The sequence below is a fragment of the Dactylosporangium sp. NPDC049140 genome, from assembly GCF_040648435.1.
On sequence record NZ_JBEZDS010000034.1, the window covers coordinates 75,677 to 93,796 of the forward strand.

Annotated in this window: 15 protein-coding genes and 1 pseudogene; 9 read left to right on the forward strand and 7 right to left on the reverse strand. The window is 69.7% G+C overall.

The genetic code is table 11. The features are described from left to right. A pseudogene (locus AB0B76_RS39250) lies at positions 1-327 on the reverse strand (hypothetical protein); the annotation flags it as partial. On the opposite strand from AB0B76_RS39250, the gene AB0B76_RS39255 reads away from it, so the two are divergent. After that, the gene (locus AB0B76_RS39255; protein WP_360385332.1) at positions 283-441 is read left to right on the forward strand and encodes an ArsR family transcriptional regulator; all 159 of its coding nucleotides are present in this window, start codon (positions 283-285) and stop codon (positions 439-441) included. The pseudogene AB0B76_RS39250 and the gene AB0B76_RS39255 overlap by 45 nt on opposite strands. Positions 442-638: 197 nt before the next feature. Here AB0B76_RS39255 and AB0B76_RS39260 read toward each other — a convergent pair whose 3' ends face one another. Then, the gene (locus tag AB0B76_RS39260) at positions 639-1,058 is read right to left on the reverse strand and encodes a hypothetical protein (RefSeq protein ID WP_360385225.1); all 420 of its coding nucleotides are present in this window, start codon (positions 1,056-1,058) and stop codon (positions 639-641) included. Positions 1,059-1,317: 259 nt separating this feature from the next. Here AB0B76_RS39260 and AB0B76_RS39265 point away from each other — a divergent pair, with 259 nt between their 5' ends. Beyond that, the gene (locus tag AB0B76_RS39265) at positions 1,318-1,671 is read left to right on the forward strand and encodes a hypothetical protein (protein WP_360385227.1); all 354 of its coding nucleotides are present in this window, start codon (positions 1,318-1,320) and stop codon (positions 1,669-1,671) included. An 18-nt stretch (positions 1,672-1,689) separates the two neighbouring features. Here AB0B76_RS39265 and AB0B76_RS39270 read toward each other — a convergent pair whose 3' ends face one another. Together AB0B76_RS39270 and AB0B76_RS39275 are read right to left on the reverse strand one after the other, a co-directional pair. Next, a complete protein-coding gene (locus AB0B76_RS39270) occupies positions 1,690-2,106 on the reverse strand; it encodes a nitroreductase family deazaflavin-dependent oxidoreductase (protein ID WP_360385229.1) in 417 nt (138 codons plus the stop codon). A 17-nt stretch (positions 2,107-2,123) separates the two neighbouring features. After that, on the reverse strand, positions 2,124-3,830 hold the full coding sequence (locus tag AB0B76_RS39275) for a RecQ family ATP-dependent DNA helicase (RefSeq protein ID WP_360385231.1): 1,707 nt from the start codon (positions 3,828-3,830) through the stop codon (positions 2,124-2,126). A gap of 131 nt (positions 3,831-3,961) precedes the next feature. Between AB0B76_RS39275 and AB0B76_RS39280 the strand changes: the two genes are divergently transcribed. From AB0B76_RS39280 to AB0B76_RS39290, 3 genes are all read left to right on the forward strand, one after another. Further along, positions 3,962-4,156, forward strand: coding sequence for a hypothetical protein (locus AB0B76_RS39280; RefSeq protein ID WP_360385233.1), 195 nt, complete (start codon positions 3,962-3,964; stop codon positions 4,154-4,156). Positions 4,157-4,373: 217 nt separating this feature from the next. Beyond that, the gene (locus AB0B76_RS39285) at positions 4,374-5,471 is read left to right on the forward strand and encodes a glycoside hydrolase family 16 protein (RefSeq protein WP_360385235.1); all 1,098 of its coding nucleotides are present in this window, start codon (positions 4,374-4,376) and stop codon (positions 5,469-5,471) included. A gap of 242 nt (positions 5,472-5,713) precedes the next feature. Next, a complete protein-coding gene (locus AB0B76_RS39290) occupies positions 5,714-8,596 on the forward strand; it encodes a PQQ-dependent sugar dehydrogenase (RefSeq protein WP_360385237.1) in 2,883 nt (960 codons plus the stop codon). Between the two features lie 47 nt (positions 8,597-8,643). Here AB0B76_RS39290 and AB0B76_RS39295 read toward each other — a convergent pair whose 3' ends face one another. Beyond that, positions 8,644-9,111: a MarR family transcriptional regulator gene (locus AB0B76_RS39295; RefSeq protein WP_360385239.1), complete on the reverse strand. Its 468-nt coding sequence runs from the start codon at positions 9,109-9,111 to the stop codon at positions 8,644-8,646. A gap of 61 nt (positions 9,112-9,172) precedes the next feature. Here AB0B76_RS39295 and AB0B76_RS39300 point away from each other — a divergent pair, with 61 nt between their 5' ends. From AB0B76_RS39300 to AB0B76_RS39310, 3 genes are all read left to right on the forward strand, one after another. Next, a complete protein-coding gene (locus tag AB0B76_RS39300; protein WP_360385241.1) occupies positions 9,173-10,270 on the forward strand; it encodes an FAD-dependent oxidoreductase in 1,098 nt (365 codons plus the stop codon). 29 nt (positions 10,271-10,299) lie between these two features. Then, positions 10,300-11,193, forward strand: a complete 894-nt coding sequence (locus tag AB0B76_RS39305; RefSeq protein ID WP_360385243.1) for a haloalkane dehalogenase — start codon at positions 10,300-10,302, stop codon at positions 11,191-11,193. 377 nt (positions 11,194-11,570) lie between these two features. Next, the gene (locus tag AB0B76_RS39310; protein ID WP_360385245.1) at positions 11,571-12,887 is read left to right on the forward strand and encodes an MFS transporter; all 1,317 of its coding nucleotides are present in this window, start codon (positions 11,571-11,573) and stop codon (positions 12,885-12,887) included. A gap of 404 nt (positions 12,888-13,291) precedes the next feature. Here the strand turns inward: AB0B76_RS39310 and AB0B76_RS39315 are convergent, their stop codons facing one another. Beyond that, the gene (locus tag AB0B76_RS39315; RefSeq protein WP_360385247.1) at positions 13,292-13,972 is read right to left on the reverse strand and encodes a hypothetical protein; all 681 of its coding nucleotides are present in this window, start codon (positions 13,970-13,972) and stop codon (positions 13,292-13,294) included. Between the two features lie 725 nt (positions 13,973-14,697). Between AB0B76_RS39315 and AB0B76_RS39320 the strand changes: the two genes are divergently transcribed. Next, complete coding sequence (locus AB0B76_RS39320; RefSeq protein WP_360385249.1) at positions 14,698-16,161, forward strand: pentapeptide repeat-containing protein; 1,464 nt, start codon at positions 14,698-14,700, stop codon at positions 16,159-16,161. An 854-nt stretch (positions 16,162-17,015) separates the two neighbouring features. Here the strand turns inward: AB0B76_RS39320 and AB0B76_RS39325 are convergent. Then, positions 17,016-17,531 carry a hypothetical protein gene (locus tag AB0B76_RS39325; protein ID WP_360385251.1) on the reverse strand — a complete coding sequence of 172 codons (516 nt, stop codon included), beginning with the start codon at positions 17,529-17,531 and terminating at the stop codon, positions 17,016-17,018. Between the last annotated feature and the right edge of the window lie 589 nt (positions 17,532-18,120).

Here is an 18,120-nt window from a genome sequence, read left to right on the forward strand (position 1 = left end):
CGCGGTGGCACCGGCGGCAGCGGCGGGGCCGGTGGCAGCAACAGGGCCGGTGGGGCTGGCGGCAGCAGCGGCGACGGCGGGCCCAGCGGCCGCCGTCGGGCTGGCGGCAGCATGATCGGTGGCGGGGCTGGCGGCCGGGCTGGTGGTGGGGGCGTCGACGATGGTGAGGTCGGCGGTGGGTTCGGTGACGGCGGCGACCCGCTCGCGGCACTCGCGGCCCTCGTCGGCCGAGCCCGAGCCCGCCTGCTCGCCGAGCTGGCAGCCCCCGCGTCGACCACCGACCTGGCCCAGCGAACCGGCCTGACCCCAGGCGGCGTGTCCCAGCATCTAGCCGTCCTGCGCGCGTCCGGCCTGGTGAGCGCTCACCGCGCAGGAAGGGCCGTGATCAACGTCCGGACCGGCACCGCCGAGATCCTGCTGGACGCCAATGGAATCAGATGAACAAGACACTCACGTGGGTCGAGCGGTGCCCCGTTCCGCATTCTGCAAGCACCCTACACCATCCAACCTAATCGATCACGTGATCGAATTCGTTGGGTCATGAGTGTAATGCAAAAAGTGCCGGCCGACGCTTTATCCTAGCGCCGACCGGCCCTCGCCAGGGACCGCACCAACGGTCCGTGAGAATTCGTTGACGGTCAGTTCTGGGCGGTGCCGAGCTCGGACTGGCCCTCGCCCGTGTGGATTTCGGTGCCCTGGGCGAACGCGGCGTCGAACTTCTGCTCCAGCGCGTCCAGCTCCGCGAACTCGGCCTGGTGCGTCGACTGCGAGCCCTCGGCGGCGAAGACGTGGTCGTCCTCGGACGCGCTGTGGCTGTAGTTGGTGTAGTCGTCCGACTCGGCGTGCACGACGCCCGGGCGGTCGAACTCCTCGTGGTGGCCCTGCGCGAAGTCCGTCGACTCCTCGGCGTGGTGGTCGTTCTCGTACACGCCGAACTGCGACTGCGCGTCGGCCTCGCTGCCCGCCGACTGGTGGAGCTGGTCGAGCTCGGCGCTCTCCTGGCCCGCCTCGTAGTGGCCGAGGTCCGTGCTGCCGTCGCCGGTCTCGTACTCGCTCATGATGTGGTCCCTCCGAAGGAGTCTATTTCGTGATGGTCTATTCGGTGCCGGCCTTGCTTGATCCACGGTATGCGGGGCCCTGAAGGCGGGAATCCCGGAAACGTGCCAGCGGCCCGACGCGTTGTTCAGCTGATGGCCGGGAGCGTAGCCCGGTGCGGGCGGGCCGAACTATCCCCCACATGACAGGTGATCAGCTACTTTTCGTCGCGAGCCGGGGCCGGTGCATACTCCTGCGGTGCAACGACACTGCTGCGACGGAATGCGCGCCCAACTCGAGACCGAGAACTGCGAGAACGAGAACGGCCAGACCGAGGACCCGTGGGACGACCCGGACGTGGTGGTCGTCTACACGCCCAAGTTCGACGAGTACGGCCTGCCCGTCCGGGACGGCGGCACGTCGATGGTCGTGATCGGGTACTGCCCGTGGTGCGGCGCCCGCCTGCCCCAGTCGCGCCGGGACGCCTGGTTCGACGCGGTGGAAGGGCTCGGGCTGGACCCGTGGGAGGACGAGCTGCCGCAGGAGTACCGCACCGACGCGTGGTGGAACGCCGACCCGGCGCCGGCGCAGCACCGCGACCACGTCGAGCCCGAGCGGGTCGTCACGCCGAGCTGAGTCGACCCGAGCGGGTCGTCACGCCGAGCCGACGAGCTCCACGACGGGGATCCGGCGCGCGACCCCGCGCTGGTGGTCGGCGAAGAACGGGTACTGGGCGGCGATCCGCTCGAAGAGCGCGTCGCGGTCCTCGCCGGCCGCCGGGCGGGCCGTGGCCGCGTACTGCTCGCCGTCGACCTCCACCGTCACGGCCGGGTCGGCGACCAGGTTGCGGTACCAGTCGGGGTCGTGCTCGGCCCCGGCCGCGGAGGCGATGACGAGGAGCCGTTCGTCGAGGCGGACGTACATCATCGGGTTGGTGTACGTCCGTCCGCTGCGCCGCCCCGTGGTCGTGAGCAGCAGCAGCGGGCGCCCGTCGAGCCGCCGCCCGCTCGCCCGGAACTCCTCGATGAGCTTCGCATTGGCCGCGTTCAGGTCCGCCGGGATCTCCGCCATACCGACACCCTAACCGGCTACACGGGTTCGAGCAGCTTGGACTTCTGCACGATCGGAACGCTCAGCGTCTTGTACCCGACCTGCTCGAACAGCACCACGACGCGATCCTGCTCGTAGGCCATGACCGTGCCGGTGCCCCACGCCGAGTGCCGTACCTCGCTGGAGACCGGAAAGGGACGGTCCTGCGCCACGGTCCTGATCTCGGGCGCGGCGACCGGCGCGGCCTTCGGGCGGAACAGGCGCTGGTACCACTTGAGCCGCGGCACCACCGGGTCCACGACCACGGTACCGCCGGCGCAGTTGTCGCAGTGCCCGCACGGACCGTCGGCCTGCTCGCCGAAGTACGCCAGCAGCGAACGCCCGCGGCAGTTCGCGCTCTCGGCGTACTGCCGCATCATGTCGATCCGGGAGCGCCGCAGCGTCTGGTGCCGCTCGAACTGGGCCAGGGCCAGGCGTGCCGCCTCGGCCGGGGCGGGCGCGTAGCGGGGCGCGGTGAGCTTGTTCCCGGCGCCGACCTCGGCCGCGCCGACCTGCTCGAGCAGGCTCAGCAGCGACGTGATCCGGCGGGCCGGCAACCCGCTGCGCGTCGCCAGGCCGGCGCGGGTCGTGGGCTCCTCGCGCAGCGCGGCGGCGAGCTGGGTGAGCTCCTTGGCGTCGGGCGAGCCGGTGGCGAAGAACCGCTGCAGGGCAACGTCCTCGGGGCGGAAGAACAGGATGGTGCGGGCCGGGGCGCCGTCGCGCCCGGCGCGGCCGATCTCCTGCAGGTAGCTGTCGGGGGAGTCGGGCAGGGCGACATGGTGTACCCAGCGGATGTTGGGCTTGTCCACGCCCATGCCGAACGCGCTGGTGGCGACCATGACCGGGGTCCGGTCGGCCATGAAGTCCTCGTAGCGGCGGTTGCGCTCGCCCGCGGCCAGCCCGGCGTGGAAGGCGACCGCCTCGATGCCGCGCTCGGCGAGGCGCTGCGCGTACTGCTCGGCGATGGCGCGCGTCGGGGCGTACACGATCCCGGGGTGCTGCTCCTGCTCGACCTGGGCCAGCAGGCGCTGCCAGCGCTGCTCGTCGCTGGTGCAGTGCACCGCGCCGAGCTCGAGGTTGGCCCGGTCCAGCCCGGCGACGAGCGTGAACGGGTCGCGCAGCCCGAGCGCGGCGGTGATGTCGGCGCGCACGGGCGGCGAGGCGGTGGCGGTCAGCGCGACCACCGGCGGGCGGCCCAGTTCCCGGATCAGGTGCCCGAGCTGCAGATAGTCGGGGCGGAAGTCGTACCCCCACGCCGACACGCAGTGCGCCTCGTCGACGGCGACGAGCCCGGGCCGCAGCGCGCGGACCTCGGCGAGGCGGTCGGGGTTGCCCAGCTGCTCCGGCGTGATGAACAGGAACCGGGCGGTGCCGGCCTGCAGCGCCTCGAGCGCCCGGCGCTGCTGGGCGGGGGTCTCGGCCGAGCTGATCCGCACGGCCTGGCCCTCGCGGCGGCGGTTGAGACCGGCGATCTGGTCCTGCTGAAGGGCGAGCAGCGGTGAGATGACGACGGTGGGCCCGGGGATCAGCGTCGCCGGCACCTGGTAGATCGCGGACTTTCCGCCGCCGGTGGGCAGTACGACGAGGGCGTCGCGCTTCTTGAGCAGGGCGCGCATCGGCGGAAGCTGTCCGGGGCGGAGGGTCTCCCAGCCGAACTCGCGGCTGGCGGCGCGGCGCAGGCGGGGCGCGTGAGGCACAAGATTCATCGGGCGCGACTGTACCGGTGTTCGAACGGTTCGGCGCGCTATGCGACACGCCGAGGCTTGAGGAGTCTCACCGGTCAGCAACCGAGATGCACCCGAAAGTGACGGCGTGAGCACCCTGCGCCGAGGCGCTCATGCTGCTGCGCGACGGGCTCAACACCCACCTCGACCCGGACCTGGTCTCGGCCAGCGACAAGCCGGCGGGCTGCGTCGCCCGCCGGCGCGAGGCGTACCACGACGAGATCGCCAGCGCCGGCAACCTCAACAGCCGGCCGGCCCGGACCAACCACCACGGCATGCCGTTCAGCCAGTCCGGCCGCCACGCCTAGATCCGACCGCCGGCCGGGGGTCTGCCATTCTTGGGGCGGTCCCCGGCGGTGGCGTTGACCGACAATTAAAGATCGCCCTCGGAATCACCCTGTCGCGACGGTGATAGTGTGGCCGCTGCAAATTGGTCCGGCACCTGCGATATGCGCACCGATTGGCGGGCGAATGCGTTTCGAACCGGCAGAATTCGACCACACGGAACCCGGCGAAAACGACCATTTGGACGTTCCGGTGCGCCGCCGCGGCGGGCGCCGGCTCTGGATCATCCTGGCCTCGGCCGCCGCGGTGCTGCTCGTCGCGGCCGGCGCCGGCGCCGCGACGCTGATGAGCCGGGACTCGGCGTCCAACGGCGGGACGGGCCCGGCGATCGACGCCGTCGGCAACGGCGACCCCGCCGCCGCGGCCGCCGGCCTGGGCGCGGGGCCCTCGGGGTCCGCGTCGGCCGGCGCGTCGTCGGCCAAGCCGGGCGCCTCCGCCACCAAGGCCGGCGCCGGCAACAGCGCCCCCGGTGCCCCGGCGATCACGCCCGCGGCCGGCAAGCGCTGGACGGTCGGCTTCAGCGAGGAGTTCAACGGCACGGCGCTGGACAAGTCGAAGCTCAGCCCGTGCTTCGACTGGAACAGCGGCGACTGCACCTCGACGTTCAACGGCGGGCGTGAGCACTACCAGCCCAGCCAGGTCGTCGTGTCCGGCGGCACCGCGAAGCTCATCGCCGCGCCGCTGAGCCCGCCGTACAAGAGCAGCGCCTGCCAGAACGGCTCCTGCACCTACAAGGCCGGCCTGGTGTCCACGGCGCGCCCGAACGCCGACGCCTCCAAGTACCTGTACTCGTTCACGTTCGGCTACGTCGAGTCCCGCTTCAAGTTCCCGGCGACGCAGGGCTTCTTCACCGCGCTGTGGATGCTGCCCGCCGACCCGTCGTACGACTACAAGACGGAGCTGGACATCCTCGAGGAGATGGGCGACGACCCGTCGACGATGTACATGACGTACCACTGGAACGACCGCAAGGACTCGGTCCACATCAACAGCGGCAAGCACAACAACGGCAAGTGCGCGTCGAAGGACTATTCCAAGGACTTCGTGCGCATGGGCGTGGACTGGGAGCCGGACCACATCTCCTGGTACATCGACGGCGTGGAGTGCTACCGCTTCACCGACGCGGCCCACATCGAGAAGGGCCCGATGCAGATCCTCATGCACATGATGGTGGACAACGACTGGCAGCGGCAGTGGAACGTCGGGCTCACCGACCCGACCCTGACCCGCCAGCTCGAGGTCGACTACATCCGCGTGTATCAGCAGACCCCGGCCTAGCACATCGTCCGGTCACCCCTGCGATCCCGGCGGGGGTGACCGAACGGTCAACGTCATCTCCACACATCGCACAATTATCCTTGTCGACGCAGCGCGCTACGCTGACGCCACTTTTCTGCGGGTTATCCCGAGTGGCATGGGGGCGCATTATGTCGCTGCGTCGGCAATTGTCGGTTTTCGCGGCTATGGCGGTGGTGATCCCGAGCGCGATATTCGCGTTCGGATTCAGCCGGTCTGCCGCGGTGGCGGCAACGCTGCCGACCGGCTTCCAGGAGCAGGTCGTGTTCAGCGGCCTGACCCAGCCGACGAGCATCCAGTTCGCCTCCGACGGGCGGGTCTTCGTCGCCCAGAAGAACGGCGTGGTCAAGGTGTTCGACAGCCTGTCGGACCCGACCCCGACCGTCTTCGCCGACCTGTCCGCGCGCGTGCAGGACTACTGGGACCGCGGCCTGCTCGGCTTCGCGCTCAGCCCGACGTTCCCGGCCGACCCCTCCGTGTACGTCCTGTACTCCTACGACGCCTCGGTCGGCGGCAGCTCCCCGAAGTACGGCGACGACTGCGTGGTCGACGGGGGCGGCACCGGCGGCAACTGCGTCATCAGCGGCCGGCTGTCGAAGCTGACCGCCAACGGCGACGTGATGACCGGCGCCGAGCAGCCCCTCATCAACGACTGGTGCCAGCAGTTCCCCAGCCACTCCGTCGGCGACCTGCACTTCGGCGCGGACGGCGCGCTCTATGTCTCCGGCGGCGACGGCGCGAGCTTCGGCAGCGTCGACTACGGCCAGTACGGCAGCCCGGTCAACCCCTGCGGCGACCCGGCCGGCGAGGGTGGGGCGCTGCGCTCGCAGGACGTGCGCACGACCGGCGACCAGCTGGGGTACAACGGCAGCATCGTGCGCGTCGACCCGGCCAACCCGGGCGCCGCGAAGATCGTCGGCTACGGCCTGCGCAACCCGTTCCGGTTCGCCACCCGCCCGGGTACCGGCGAGATCTGGGCCGGCGACGTCGGCTGGAACGACATGGAGGAGATCAACCGGATCGCGGACCCGACCGGCCCGGCGACCAACTTCGGCTGGCCCTGCTTCGAGGGGGTCTCCGCGCAGCCCGGCTACCAGGCCGCCGCCCTGCCGATGTGCCAGAGTCTCTACAGCGGCGGCGGGGCGACCGGGCCGTACTACACGTACAACCACGCCAACAAGGTCGTGCCGGGCGAGGCCTGCCCGGCCGGCGGCTCCTCGGTCTCCGGGATCTCCTTCTACCCGACGACCGGCGGCTCGTACCCGTCCGCGTACAACGGCGCGCTGTTCTTCGCCGACTACTCCCGCGGCTGCATCTGGACGATGTTCAAGGGCGCCAACGGGCTGCCCGACCCCACGCAGATCCAGACGTTTACGGCCGGGGCGGCGAACCCGGTGTACATCACGACGGGCCCCGGCAACGACCTCTACTACGCCGACCTGGGCGGCGGCACCATCCGGCGGATCCGGTACTACCCGACGAACCGCCCGCCCGTGGCCTCGTTCACGGCCACCCCGACGTCGGGCACGACCCCGCTGGCGGTCACGTTCGACGCCTCGGCCTCGACCGACGAGGACGTCGCCGACCGCAGCGAGCTGACCTACCAGTGGGACTTCGACGGCAACGGCACGTTCGACGCGACAGGCGTCAAGGCCTCCCATACGTACACCGCCGACGGTGGCTCGACCGCGGTGCTGAAGGTCACCGACCCGCTCGGCGCGAGCGACACCGCGACGACGACCATCACGGCCGGCAACGGGGCCCCGACCGCCGTGATCGACACCCCGGCGGCGTCGTTCACCTGGGGCGTCGGCACCAACGTGCAGTTCTCCGGGCATGCCAGCGACCCGCAGGACGGCACCCTGCCGGCCTCGGCGCTCAAGTGGGACCTGATGCTGGAGCACTGCACCGCCCCGGACAACTGCCACACCCACTACCTGCAGACGTTCCCCGGCGTCGCCGGCGGCTCGTTCCCGGCGCCGGACCACGAGTACCCGTCCTACCTGCGGCTGCGGCTCACCGCCACCGACGCGGGCGGGCTGACCAGCGTGTCGACCGTCGACCTGCAGCCCAAGACCGTTGACCTGTCGTTCGCCAGCAAGCCCAACGGCCTGCAGGTCACGGTCGGCTCGGCCCAGCAGGCGACGCCGTTCACGCGCCGGGTCATCGTGGGCTCCACGAACACGATCAGCGCGCTGGAGCCGCAGACCACACCCGCGATGACGTACTCGTTCGGCGCCTGGTCCGACGGCGGTTCCCGGACCCATGTGCTGACCGCGCCCGCGGCGGCGACGACGTACACGGTGACGTACAACGGCCTCGCCCCGATCGAACTGCGCGCCGGCGCGAACGGCAGCTATGTGACCGCCGACAACGGCGGGAAGGCCCCGCTGATCGCGAACCGGTCCGTCATCGGCGCGTGGGAGCAGTTCGACGTCATGGACGTGGGCGGCGGCTTCGTGGCGCTGCGCAGCCGGGCCAACCTGCAGTACGTGACCGCCGAGAACGGCGGCGCCTCCTCGCTCATCGCGAACCGCCCGGAGGTCGGCGGCTGGGAGAAGTTCCAGCTCGTCGACAACGGCGACGGCACCGTGAGCCTGCGCGCGAACGCCAACGGCAAGTACGTGACCGCGGAGAACGGCGGCAACGCGGCGCTGATCGCCAACCGGGACGCGGTCGGCGCCTGGGAGAAGTTCACCAAGGTGAAGGCGCCCACGGCCATGAGCATCACGGCGAACATCAACAGCCTGGTGGTGTGCGCGGACGCCGGGGGCACGAAGCCGCTGCTCGCCAACCGCGCGGGCGCCGGCCCCTGGGAGACCTTCGACGTCGTCGACGTGGGCAACGGCTTCGTGGCCCTGTTGTCGCACTCGGACTTCAAGTACGTGACCGCGGAGAACGGCGGCAACGCGGCGCTGATCGCCAACCGCCCGACGGTCGGCACGTGGGAGATGTTCCAGATCGTCAACAATCCCGACGGCACGGTGAGCCTGCGCGCGAACGCCAACGGCAAGTACGTGACCGCGGAGAACGCCGGCAACTCGCCGCTCATCGCCAACCGCACCGAGATCGGTGCCTGGGAAAAGTTCCGCCTCGCCCCGGTCTGATCGGCCGCCATTGATGCCGGGCTCCTTCCGGGGCCCGGCGTCGAGCACTAGTCCCGGTAGCGCGCCTCGATGCGGTCGACCGTCTGCCGGCTCCACGCCTCGATGGCGGCCGCCTGCTCGGGGGTGAGCGTCTCGAAGAAATACCGGCGGATGTTGCCCGCGTGCCCGAGGATCGCCTGCTCCACCGCCTCGCGGCCCTTGGCGGTCAGCCCGACCCCGACCCGGCGGCCGTTGAACTCGTTGTCGGTGCGCTCGACGAGCTCGCGGTTCTCCATCCGCGTCAGCTGATGCGCGACGCGGCTCTTCTCCCAGTCGAGCGACTCGGCGAGCTCGCCGACGCGCATCTGCCCGCCGGCCGTCTGGTGCAGCGTCACGAGCACGCTGAACTCCGCCTTGGAGATGCCGTACTCGCGCTGCAGGTCGCGGTCCAGCTCGCGCGCGAGCAGGCGCTGCGCCTGCATCCAGCTGTTCCAGAGCGCCCATTCCCCGGGTTCGAGGGTGCGGGGCTCGGCCATGCCGGAATCGTATCGGACTGTGGAGTTGACGCGTCAACTCCACAGTCCTACAGTCGGCCCCATGGATCAGACGGTGGTGGTCGTCGGCGGCGGGTACGGCGGGTCCCTGGTCGCCAAGGCGCTGGACGACGTCGTGCTCATCGACCCGCGCGAGGCGTTCGTCAACGCGGCGGCGTCGCTGCGGGCCCTGACCCGGCCGGACTGGGCGCCGAACGCGTTCTTCCCCTTCGGGACGCTGCTCGAACGGGGCCGGGTGATCCGGGACCGGGCCGTCTCGGTGGACCCGCGGGGCGTGACCCTCGCCTCGGGCGCGCGGGTCGACGCCGGCTACGTGGTCCTGGCCACCGGCTCGGGCTACACGTACCCGGCCAAGCCGAACGACGCGTCGACCAGCATCGCCGAGCAGCTGGACGACCTGCGCGCGACCCACAAGGAGCTCAGGGGCGCGGCCCGCGTCCTGATCCTCGGCGCCGGCCCGGTCGGCCTGGAGCTGGCCGGGGAGATCAAGGAGGTCTGGCCGGACAAGCACGTGGTCATCGTCGACCGGGCCGACCGGCTGCTTCCCGGCTTCCTCCCCGAGGTGCGCGACGACCTGCGACACCGGCTGGACGAGCTCGGCATCGAACTGCGGCTGGGCACCACCTTGACCGCACCGCCCGCCACCGAGCCCGGCCGGGCCGGCCGAGTCGAGGTCACCACCGGCCAGGGCGACGAGATCGGGGCCGACATCTGGTTCCGCGCCTTCGGCGTCCGGATCAACACCGACTACCTGGCCGACGGCCGGTTGACGACCCTGACCGAGCACGCGACGGTACCGGTCGACGAGCACCTGAACGTCCGGGGCTACGAACACATCTACGCGATCGGCGATATCGTCGCGCTGCCCGACCCGAAGATGGCGTCGTACGCGATGACGCACGCCGAGGTCGTCGTGGACAACATCAGGGCCCAGCTCGCGGGCGGCCGCCCGGAGGCCGTCTACACGCCGGCCCCCGAACGCCGGATCCTGCTTCCCCTCGGCACCCGCACGGGCGTCGGCCAGCTCCCGACCCCGGACGGCGTGGCCGCGGCCACGGCCGAGACGGTCTGCGAGCGCAAGGGCGCCGACCTGTTCACCGCCCGCTTCGCCGCACGGTTCGACCGCCCCGGCGGCGCGTAAACCCCCCACGACGGGGGCAGCGAGCAGACATGATCCCTGCCGCATTTCCCTACCAGAAGCGACGCCGGCGGGTCCTCGGCAGCGAGATGGCGTACGTCGAGGTCGGCGAGGGCGACCCCATCGTGCTGCTGCACGGCAATCCGACCTCGTCGTACCTGTGGCGCAACGTGCTGCCGCACCTGCAGTCCCGCGGCCGCTGCATCGCCCCCGACCTGATCGGCATGGGCGACTCCGACAAGCTGCCCGGCACCGGCCCCGGCTCGTACCGCTTCGTCGAGCAACGCCGCTACCTCGACGCCCTGCTCGAGGCCCTGAACGTGCACGAGCGGGTCACCCTCGTCGTCCACGACTGGGGCTCGGCCCTCGGCTTCGACTGGGCCAACCGCCACCGCGACGCCGTGAAGGGCATCGCCTACATGGAGGCGATCGTGCGGCCGCAGGCCTGGGACCACTGGGACAAACTGGGGGAGCGCGCCCTCCTGCAGGCACTGCGCTCCGACGCCGGCGAGGAGCTGGTCCTGCGCGACAACATCTTCATCGAACAGGTACTGCCACGCGCCATCCTGCGCACCCTCTCCGACGAGGAGATGGAGCAGTACCGCCGGCCGTTCGCCGAGCCCGGCGAGGGGCGGCGGCCGACCCTGACCTGGCCCCGGGAGATCCCCATCGATGGCGAGCCGGCCGACGTGACCGCGATCGCGAGCGCTTACGCGGACTGGCTGGCGACCAGTGACGTACCGAAACTGTTCCTGAGGGCCGAGCCGGGCGCGATCCTCGCCAGCGACTGGCTGCTGGACTTCGTCCGCGGATGGCCGGCGCAGGTGGAGGTGGCGGTCGCGGGGAGGCACTTCGTCCAGGAGGACTCGCCGGACGAGATCGGACGAGCCATCGCCAGCTGGATGGGTGCGCTGACCCCGGCGTGAAAAACCAAAACAGCGGACCTGGGGGGTACTCCCGTCAGGTCCGCTGTCTTCCGTTGGTTTACGCGTACTTCCTGTCCTGCGCGTTGTCGAGCCTGGTCACCTTGCCGTTCGCGGTGTCCACGATGACGTACTGCTTCGGCGGCGCGCAGCCGCAGCGCCGTCGACGGAGCCGGGACCGCACTGGACGGCGTCGCCGCCGGGTCCGAGCGTCTTCCGAGTTTCACGGCGAACTGCTTGCATGATTGAGCGCGCCGGCCGTTGAAACTTGCAACGGTGCGCGCGTCCTGGACAGCGGTGCCGGTTGCGGAGCGTGCGGGTGGGATGACCGTGAGGTTGGCGAGCTGGTAGCGTCCGGCCGACGCGATCCAGGGATGTGGATGCAGATGGTCTTCGGCGCGGGGCGCATGGTCGAGGCGAAGCTGCCGCACCTGCTGGCCGGCGTCCTGCTGCTGGGCTTGGCCGACTCCATGATCGGCCCGTATCTGGTGCTGTTCGGCGCGGACCGGGCGCGCCTGTCTCCGCTACAGGTAGGTGCGTTCCTGTCCGTCATCGCCGTCAGCGGACTGTTCGTCACGTCCTGGCTAGGCCGCCGATACGACCGCGGTGCCGGCCGGTGGCCGGCGCTGGTCGCCGTCCTGGCGCCGGCCGCCGGTTACCTGGCATTGAGTACGACCACCAGCTATGCCCTGCTGCTCATCATCGGCGTGGGCCTGCTAGGCGCCGGCCTGGCGGCTTTCTCCCAGATGTTCGCCCTGGCCCGCACCCACCTGGACCAAGCATCCGGCAACGCGTCGAGCCGCGGCACACTGGCCCTGCGCTCCGCATTCTCCCTGGCCTGGGCCATCGGCCCGATCCTCGGCTCAGCGGCGCTGGCCTGGCGCGGATACAGCGCCCTGCTACTGCTGACCTCCCTGGCCTTCGCACTGATCACCGCCCCACTGTTGCTACTGGGCGACACACCAACCACGCCCCGAGCCGCCGAGCAACCGCAAACACCCTCCCGCCCGCCACGGCAGGTCCTGCTGGTAGCAGCCAGCTTCATGCTCTTCAACACCGCAATGTGCGCCGGCTCGGTAGCGCTACCGCTGTACATAACCCGCACCCTGGCCCGGCAAGACCATGACGTAGGCCTGCTGGCCAGCACAGGCGCTCTGGCGGAGATCCCGGCAGCCTTGGCCCTGATCCTGCTACCCGCAAGGGTGCCCCGACAGCACGTGATCCTGCTGGGCATGCTCCTCTTCGTCGGCTACTTCACACTCGTCCCCGCCGTCTCCAGCCTGCCACTGCTACTAACCGCCCAGGTAGCCCGCGGCCTAGCCATAGCCGCGGTCAACGCCTTGGGCATCACCTACATGCAGGACCTACTACCCGAGTCCCCCGGCCAAGCAACCGCCCTGTTCAGCAACGCCTTCATCACCGCCTCGCTAATCTCCGGCCTAGTAGCAGGCGCCACCGCCCAAACCTTCGGCTACCGAGCAGCCCTGCTGCTATGCGCCCTGATCAGCGCCACAGGCTGCCTACTGCTGATCACCGCCCGACAAGCACCACATCTCAGCAGGCCAAGGCGGAACGCGAGGCCGACCACCAACGCGAAGCGAGGCGAAGGGGGTGCGGGTGGCGAAGCCTCCGCCGGGGAGCAGGCGCTCGCGCGAAGCATCCACGACCGACGAGACGAACAAGGGCCCACCCTGTGAACAGGGTGAGCCCTCGGTCGTGGGCGATACTGGGTTTGAACCCGTGACCTCTTCCGTGCCAAGGCGTTGCCGTGGCGTCTCGGCCTGGATCAACGTGCGCCGTGAGCTGCGCAGGCAATCCGCGACCATCGGTGGTCGTTCGCCACTGAACGCGCCGGTCGACACTCAGTCCGACACTCAACCATCGGTTCCGAGACTTCACGCCACTCGTAGCGTGAGCGGACCCCGGAAGACGACGATCGAGACCTCGGCGCCGCACATGCCGAGGAACCACGATTTGTTGCAGCGCACCGGTTTCGGTTGATAGCCGTGAGCGGTCGTCCGCCGCGGTTCGCACCAATGATCCCTACCCGACCCCCTGACGCGAGGAGCGGCCGAAACAGACGGGCCAGTTCCACGCCCGTTCAGATGGTCCACTCAGCGTCGATCGCGGCCAAGAGCTCGCTGAGGTCTTTCGCCGACTGACCACGGACGAAGATCCACGGGCGGTCAAATTGGTCGACCCGTAGCAGCTTGCCCGGCGCCGACAGCCAGATCGTCGGGCCGGTGCCAGGGCTGGGATATGTCCGATACTCCGGGAAGCGCACAGTGTCATAGCTGCTCCGCAGCCGCTCGACCAGCGCCGGTGTGACCTCCGCGGCGTTCCACAGATCCTCGTAGGCGAAGACCGTCTCGCAGAGCGCGAAGTCAACGGCGGCGAGCGAGAACCGGTCGAGGTAGGGCTGCCACTCTTCGCCAACGTGCCGGTACAGCAGCGGCGGATCGTCCCGGCCGAGGTCGGCCACGCCCCACTCGGCGGTGTACTGGTTCTCGTCCCGGATCACCAGGACGCCGTCGTCGACTTGCAGCTGCGTCGGCGCGACGATCCGGTCCTGCCCATCCGTGAGCTCGGGCCGCCGGCCGAACCGACGGTAAAAACCGGCGACAGCAGCGGGCAGCGGCACCGCCAAGGAGGCGAGCTCATCGGCGGTGTAGCCGTCGGCGTCGGCGACAGACCGCCCGAAGCCGGCGAACAACTCGGCAATGAACCGCCAGGCATCGTCGGGCGTACGCAGCCCGGGGCCCATGAGTCCGGCGACGTCCACGCCGCGAGCATACGAGGCACGGGTCTGGTCGCGCCTGCCCAGCCAATGCCCCGGCGGCGCCGAAGCGGCTCGCCGCACGGAGTCAGGTCAACCGGCCGATGCGAAGCGCGGCGGGGAGGGTGGCGAGCGCAGCGGCGCGGTGTCAGAACGAGCGAAGCGACGGTCTGGCATCGGGGGGTGCGGGGTGGCGCAGCCCCCCGCCTGGAGCGAGCGAAGCGAGCGCGAAGGATCCACGACCGACGAGACGAAAAAGGGCCCACCCTGTGAGGGGGTGAGCCCTCGGTCGTGGGCGATACGACGGCTCAGCATTTCCGAAACGCACCCGGATTTGAACCGGCGGACTCCTCGTGCCGAAGTAAGTGCAAACAACCCCGCGGCCTGCGGGTTCGTCTATATGCGCTGCTTGGGGTCTTGGTCGGCGTCGGTCTGGCATGGTGCGAGATGGCCGTCCGGGGCGCGTTTGCCACGAGCGCCTGGGCCTGGTCGACGTCATCAGCGGGTTCCATCGCAACACACGTCGGGGTTGGAGTGGCATCCCGGAGCGTCGGGTCCCGGGCGGACTGCCCTGGCCGCCGGAGGCCGATCCCTGGGTGCAGGGCCGGAGGCCCTGCCCGCCGGAGGCAGGTCTTGCCCCCTCCGGCGGAGCCGGTGCCGTCCGGTCGTCTTCGGGTGCGAGCTGTTATCTGCTGTGGGCTCCGTTGCCGGGGCTGGTCACAATGACGGGCGTGCGTACCCTGAAGCGCTGGTGGGTGGATCGGTGGGCTAATAAGCGTATGGGCGCTCCCGATGTGCCATTGCGCGTTCTCCCGTGGTGGTGGGCGGTCATCATCGTCGTGGTGGTCGTGGCCGGTGGCGCGACGGCGATGTGGCTGCTCGATGTGTGGGGGCCGATGCCGTTGACGGCGAAGGACCCGGATCAGTTGCGTCTGGATCGGATCAAGACCGCCTTGACGGTCGCGGCCGGCCTCGCGGCCGGGGCAACGTTGCTGATGACGTTGCGTCGGCAGATGCTCAGTGAGCGGGCGCAGACGTACAGCGAGCGGGCACAGCGGTTCGCTGAGAGCGAGGCGTTAGAGCAGCGTACGACGGCGCTGTACGTGGCGGCGGCGGATCAGTTGGGCAGCGACAAGGCGGCGGTCCGGCTGGCTGGTTTGTACGCGCTGGAGCGGCTGGGTCAGGACAATGTGAAGCTGCGGCAGACGGTGGTGGATGTGTGGTGCGCGTACCTGCGGATGCCGTACACACCACCGGCGGAGGTGCGACGCAGCAACACCGGCAGGTCTCCGCAGCACCTGTATGCCGGCGATGAGGAGCCGGACGGCGTGGCGGAGGCCGAGCAGCGTCAGGAGTTGCAGGTTCGGCTGACCGCACAACGGTTATTGGCGGCACATCTTGATCCAACGCTTGCGGATGTGTACTGGCTCGATGCCAAGGACAACCGGTTGGTACTCGATCTCGCCGGGGCGGTGCTTGTCGACCTCGCTCTCAGGGCATGTGAGGTCGGGCGTGCCACGTTCGCCGGGGCGCAGTTCCACGGCGTCGCCGACCTGGGCGAGGCGCAGTTCCACGGCGACGCCCACTTGGGCGGGGCACAGTTCCACGGCATCGCCCACCTGGGCGGGGCGCAGTTCCACGGCACCGCCGACCTGGGGGCGCAGTTCCACGGCGTCGCCTCCCTGGGCGGCGCGCAGTTCTACGGCCTCGCCCTCCTAGGCCAGGCGCAGTTCCACGGCGACGCCTTTCTGAATGGGGCACAGTTCCATGGCGACTCGGTCCTGGGCGGGGCGCAGTTCCACGGCGACGCCGACCTGCGCGAGGCGCAGTTCCACGGCCGCACCATCCTGGGCGGCGCGCAGTTCCACGGCACCGCCGACCTGGGTGGGGCACAGTTCCACGACACCGCCAACCTGAGCACGGTGCAGTTCCACGGCGTCGCCTCCCTGGGCGGGGCGCAGTTCCACGGCCACGCCGACCTGCGCGAGACGCAGTTCGGTCAAGGCGTTGACCTGTCCGGCGCCTCGGCGACATTGGACGCCAGCCTGCCGCTGGGGTGGGCTGTATCCGGCGATCCTCGAACGTCGGATGGACTACATCCGGTAGTCCGAGTTCAGGGGGAGCCGCAACCGGCGGACGAGGTCCAGGATGGGAGCCTGGTGGGCAACGTCGATGCCGGCAGCGAGGGGGCCTAGCCACGCTCCCTGTGTGTCCAGGCCCAGCGTTGGCCTGTGGGGCATCGTCGCTTCCGCCGGGGTTCGCGCAGCGGCCCGAATGGCCGCCTTGAACCTGGCACCGGCGAGGGCCTCGCCGCTGTGTATGTGCGCGACAAGGCGATCCGCGTGGAGTGGCAGCTCTACGAGTTGGATAACGGCGTGTTCGAGCGCTGCCCGCCCAAGGACGAGTCGCGGCGTACGGTTGCCGTGCCCGGTTGGCGCGCCGAGTTGCTGCGCAATCACGTCGCTGGGACCCGGCCGGCGCCGTGCGCACGGGCAGCGGTAGGGATCACGGTGTCCGCAAATGCGCAGCCGAAGGAGGCGCCCCCAGGCGAGCGTAGCGACCAGTGCCGACGAGCGAAGCGAAGTCGGCATCGGGGGTGTGGGGTGGCGAAGCCCCCCGCTGGGGAGCGAGCGAAGCGAGCGCGAAGGATCCACGACCGACGCGCGAAAAAGGGCCCACCCTTTGAGCAGGGTGAGCCCTCGGTCGTGGGCGATACTGGGTTTGAACCAGTGACCTCTTCCGTGTCAACGCCGTGATATCCGGGCCGGACGTGCCGAAACCCGTTGCTAGGTAAGGGTTCTAGGTCCGCAAGCGTCCGTGGTCGTACGCCGCCGTTCGCTCCGGTGACCCCCTGTTCGCCCCCGGCGGATGCTGGAGGGGGTGAAGGCTGGCCACTCCCTCTGTTGGAGTCCTGTCGCCACGCTGCATTAGTCGCGGCGATCGCGTCATCCGTGTGACAAACGTCAGATGGGTGGCGCACCAGGCTCGCCGATGAGCCCGGTGCGCCGTACAGGGCCGGTCTTGTGGGCCAGTGATCACACGACGCGGGTCAGGGTGCCGGCAACGGCGTGGTGTTGGCCGAGTTGAACGCCTGCACGCCGGCCTCGTTGTCGCCGTCGAACGGTGTCACCGGGCTGTTGCGGCCGAGGCAGAAGTCGTCGCCCTTCGGGTCGGCGAACCAGGCACCGACCTGGTTGAGGTCGACGCGCGTCCGTACCCCGTTTACGAGCGTGGATGAGAAGGCCTCCTGGACGATCAGCTTGAAGGTGTTCAACGAGCGGCCGCGCCGGTCGGATGTGAAGTCGCCGATGTATTCGGCGGCCCCGAACGGCGGGCCTGCCTTTTCCAGCAGGAAGACCGTGAACGTAGTGTTCGGCGGCAGATTGAAGGCGTTGACCGTGAAGATGTCGAATCCCAGCCGATCGGTGGTCAGCTGGACGTCGACGTTGACTCGGACGTTAGGCATGCAGCCGGCCAGTTGATCCGACGACGGCGTGAGCTTGAGATGTACCTGTTCGGGGAACCAATTCTTGTTGGACGCTGAGGCCGTGGCACTCCTGGCCACAGCTCCACCAGCTACGACCGCCCCGAGGACGAGCGCGCTGGCGATGAGTCGAGTCGTGCGACGCATTCGTTTCTCCAATCATGCAGGTGTGCTGCTCTTGCTGATGGGCGCGGCGAATCGCCTCCCGGGGCGTCGACCGGCAGGGCACGCTGAGGAACGTTCGCCGCACCGCGGTGAGGCGGGTGCGAGGTAAGGCGTCCCGGTACGCAGGCCGGAAACGGTCGCCTGCGAGCGAGGCGGTTTGCTCAGACAGTTGGCGGGCGGATCGTCGTGAACGAACACACGAGGTCTTCTCCAGGTGAGGATGGTCAACCTGGGAACCGCTGGGACATCCGGCGTTTTCAGACCCAGGCCGAGAGTAATCGGCGAGGTACCTGGCGAGGCGGTGAACCTGCAAACCTCACACCTGCATTCGGCGATGCGGCCGATCATGCTGTCTCCTCCGGCCAGCTCGGCGGTGTCCACGACGGGCTCCGCGATGCACCAGGACGTCATTGAGGGGCCCTGCTGACGCTGGAGTCCGCTGCCGGAGCTCGGATGACGCCACCCTTGCTCGCTTCACGGCCGAAATCTTGCTTGGTCGCTCCAG

Bases quoted from the DNA above. Each gene is read 5' to 3' on its own strand.
- AB0B76_RS39275 (WP_360385231.1), bottom strand. From the start codon at position 3,830: ATGAATCTTGTGCCTCACGCGCCCCGCCTGCGCCGCGCCGCCAGCCGC.
- AB0B76_RS39300 (WP_360385241.1), top strand. From the start codon at position 9,173: ATGGATCAGACGGTGGTGGTCGTCGGCGGCGGGTACGGCGGGTCCCTG.
- AB0B76_RS39280 (WP_360385233.1), top strand. From the start codon at position 3,962: ATGCTGCTGCGCGACGGGCTCAACACCCACCTCGACCCGGACCTGGTC.
- AB0B76_RS39305 (WP_360385243.1), top strand. From the start codon at position 10,300: ATGATCCCTGCCGCATTTCCCTACCAGAAGCGACGCCGGCGGGTCCTC.
- AB0B76_RS39260 (WP_360385225.1), bottom strand. From the start codon at position 1,058: ATGAGCGAGTACGAGACCGGCGACGGCAGCACGGACCTCGGCCACTAC.
- AB0B76_RS39310 (WP_360385245.1), top strand. From the start codon at position 11,571: ATGCAGATGGTCTTCGGCGCGGGGCGCATGGTCGAGGCGAAGCTGCCG.
- AB0B76_RS39265 (WP_360385227.1), top strand. From the start codon at position 1,318: ATGCGCGCCCAACTCGAGACCGAGAACTGCGAGAACGAGAACGGCCAG.
- AB0B76_RS39295 (WP_360385239.1), bottom strand. From the start codon at position 9,111: ATGGCCGAGCCCCGCACCCTCGAACCCGGGGAATGGGCGCTCTGGAAC.
- AB0B76_RS39270 (WP_360385229.1), bottom strand. From the start codon at position 2,106: ATGGCGGAGATCCCGGCGGACCTGAACGCGGCCAATGCGAAGCTCATC.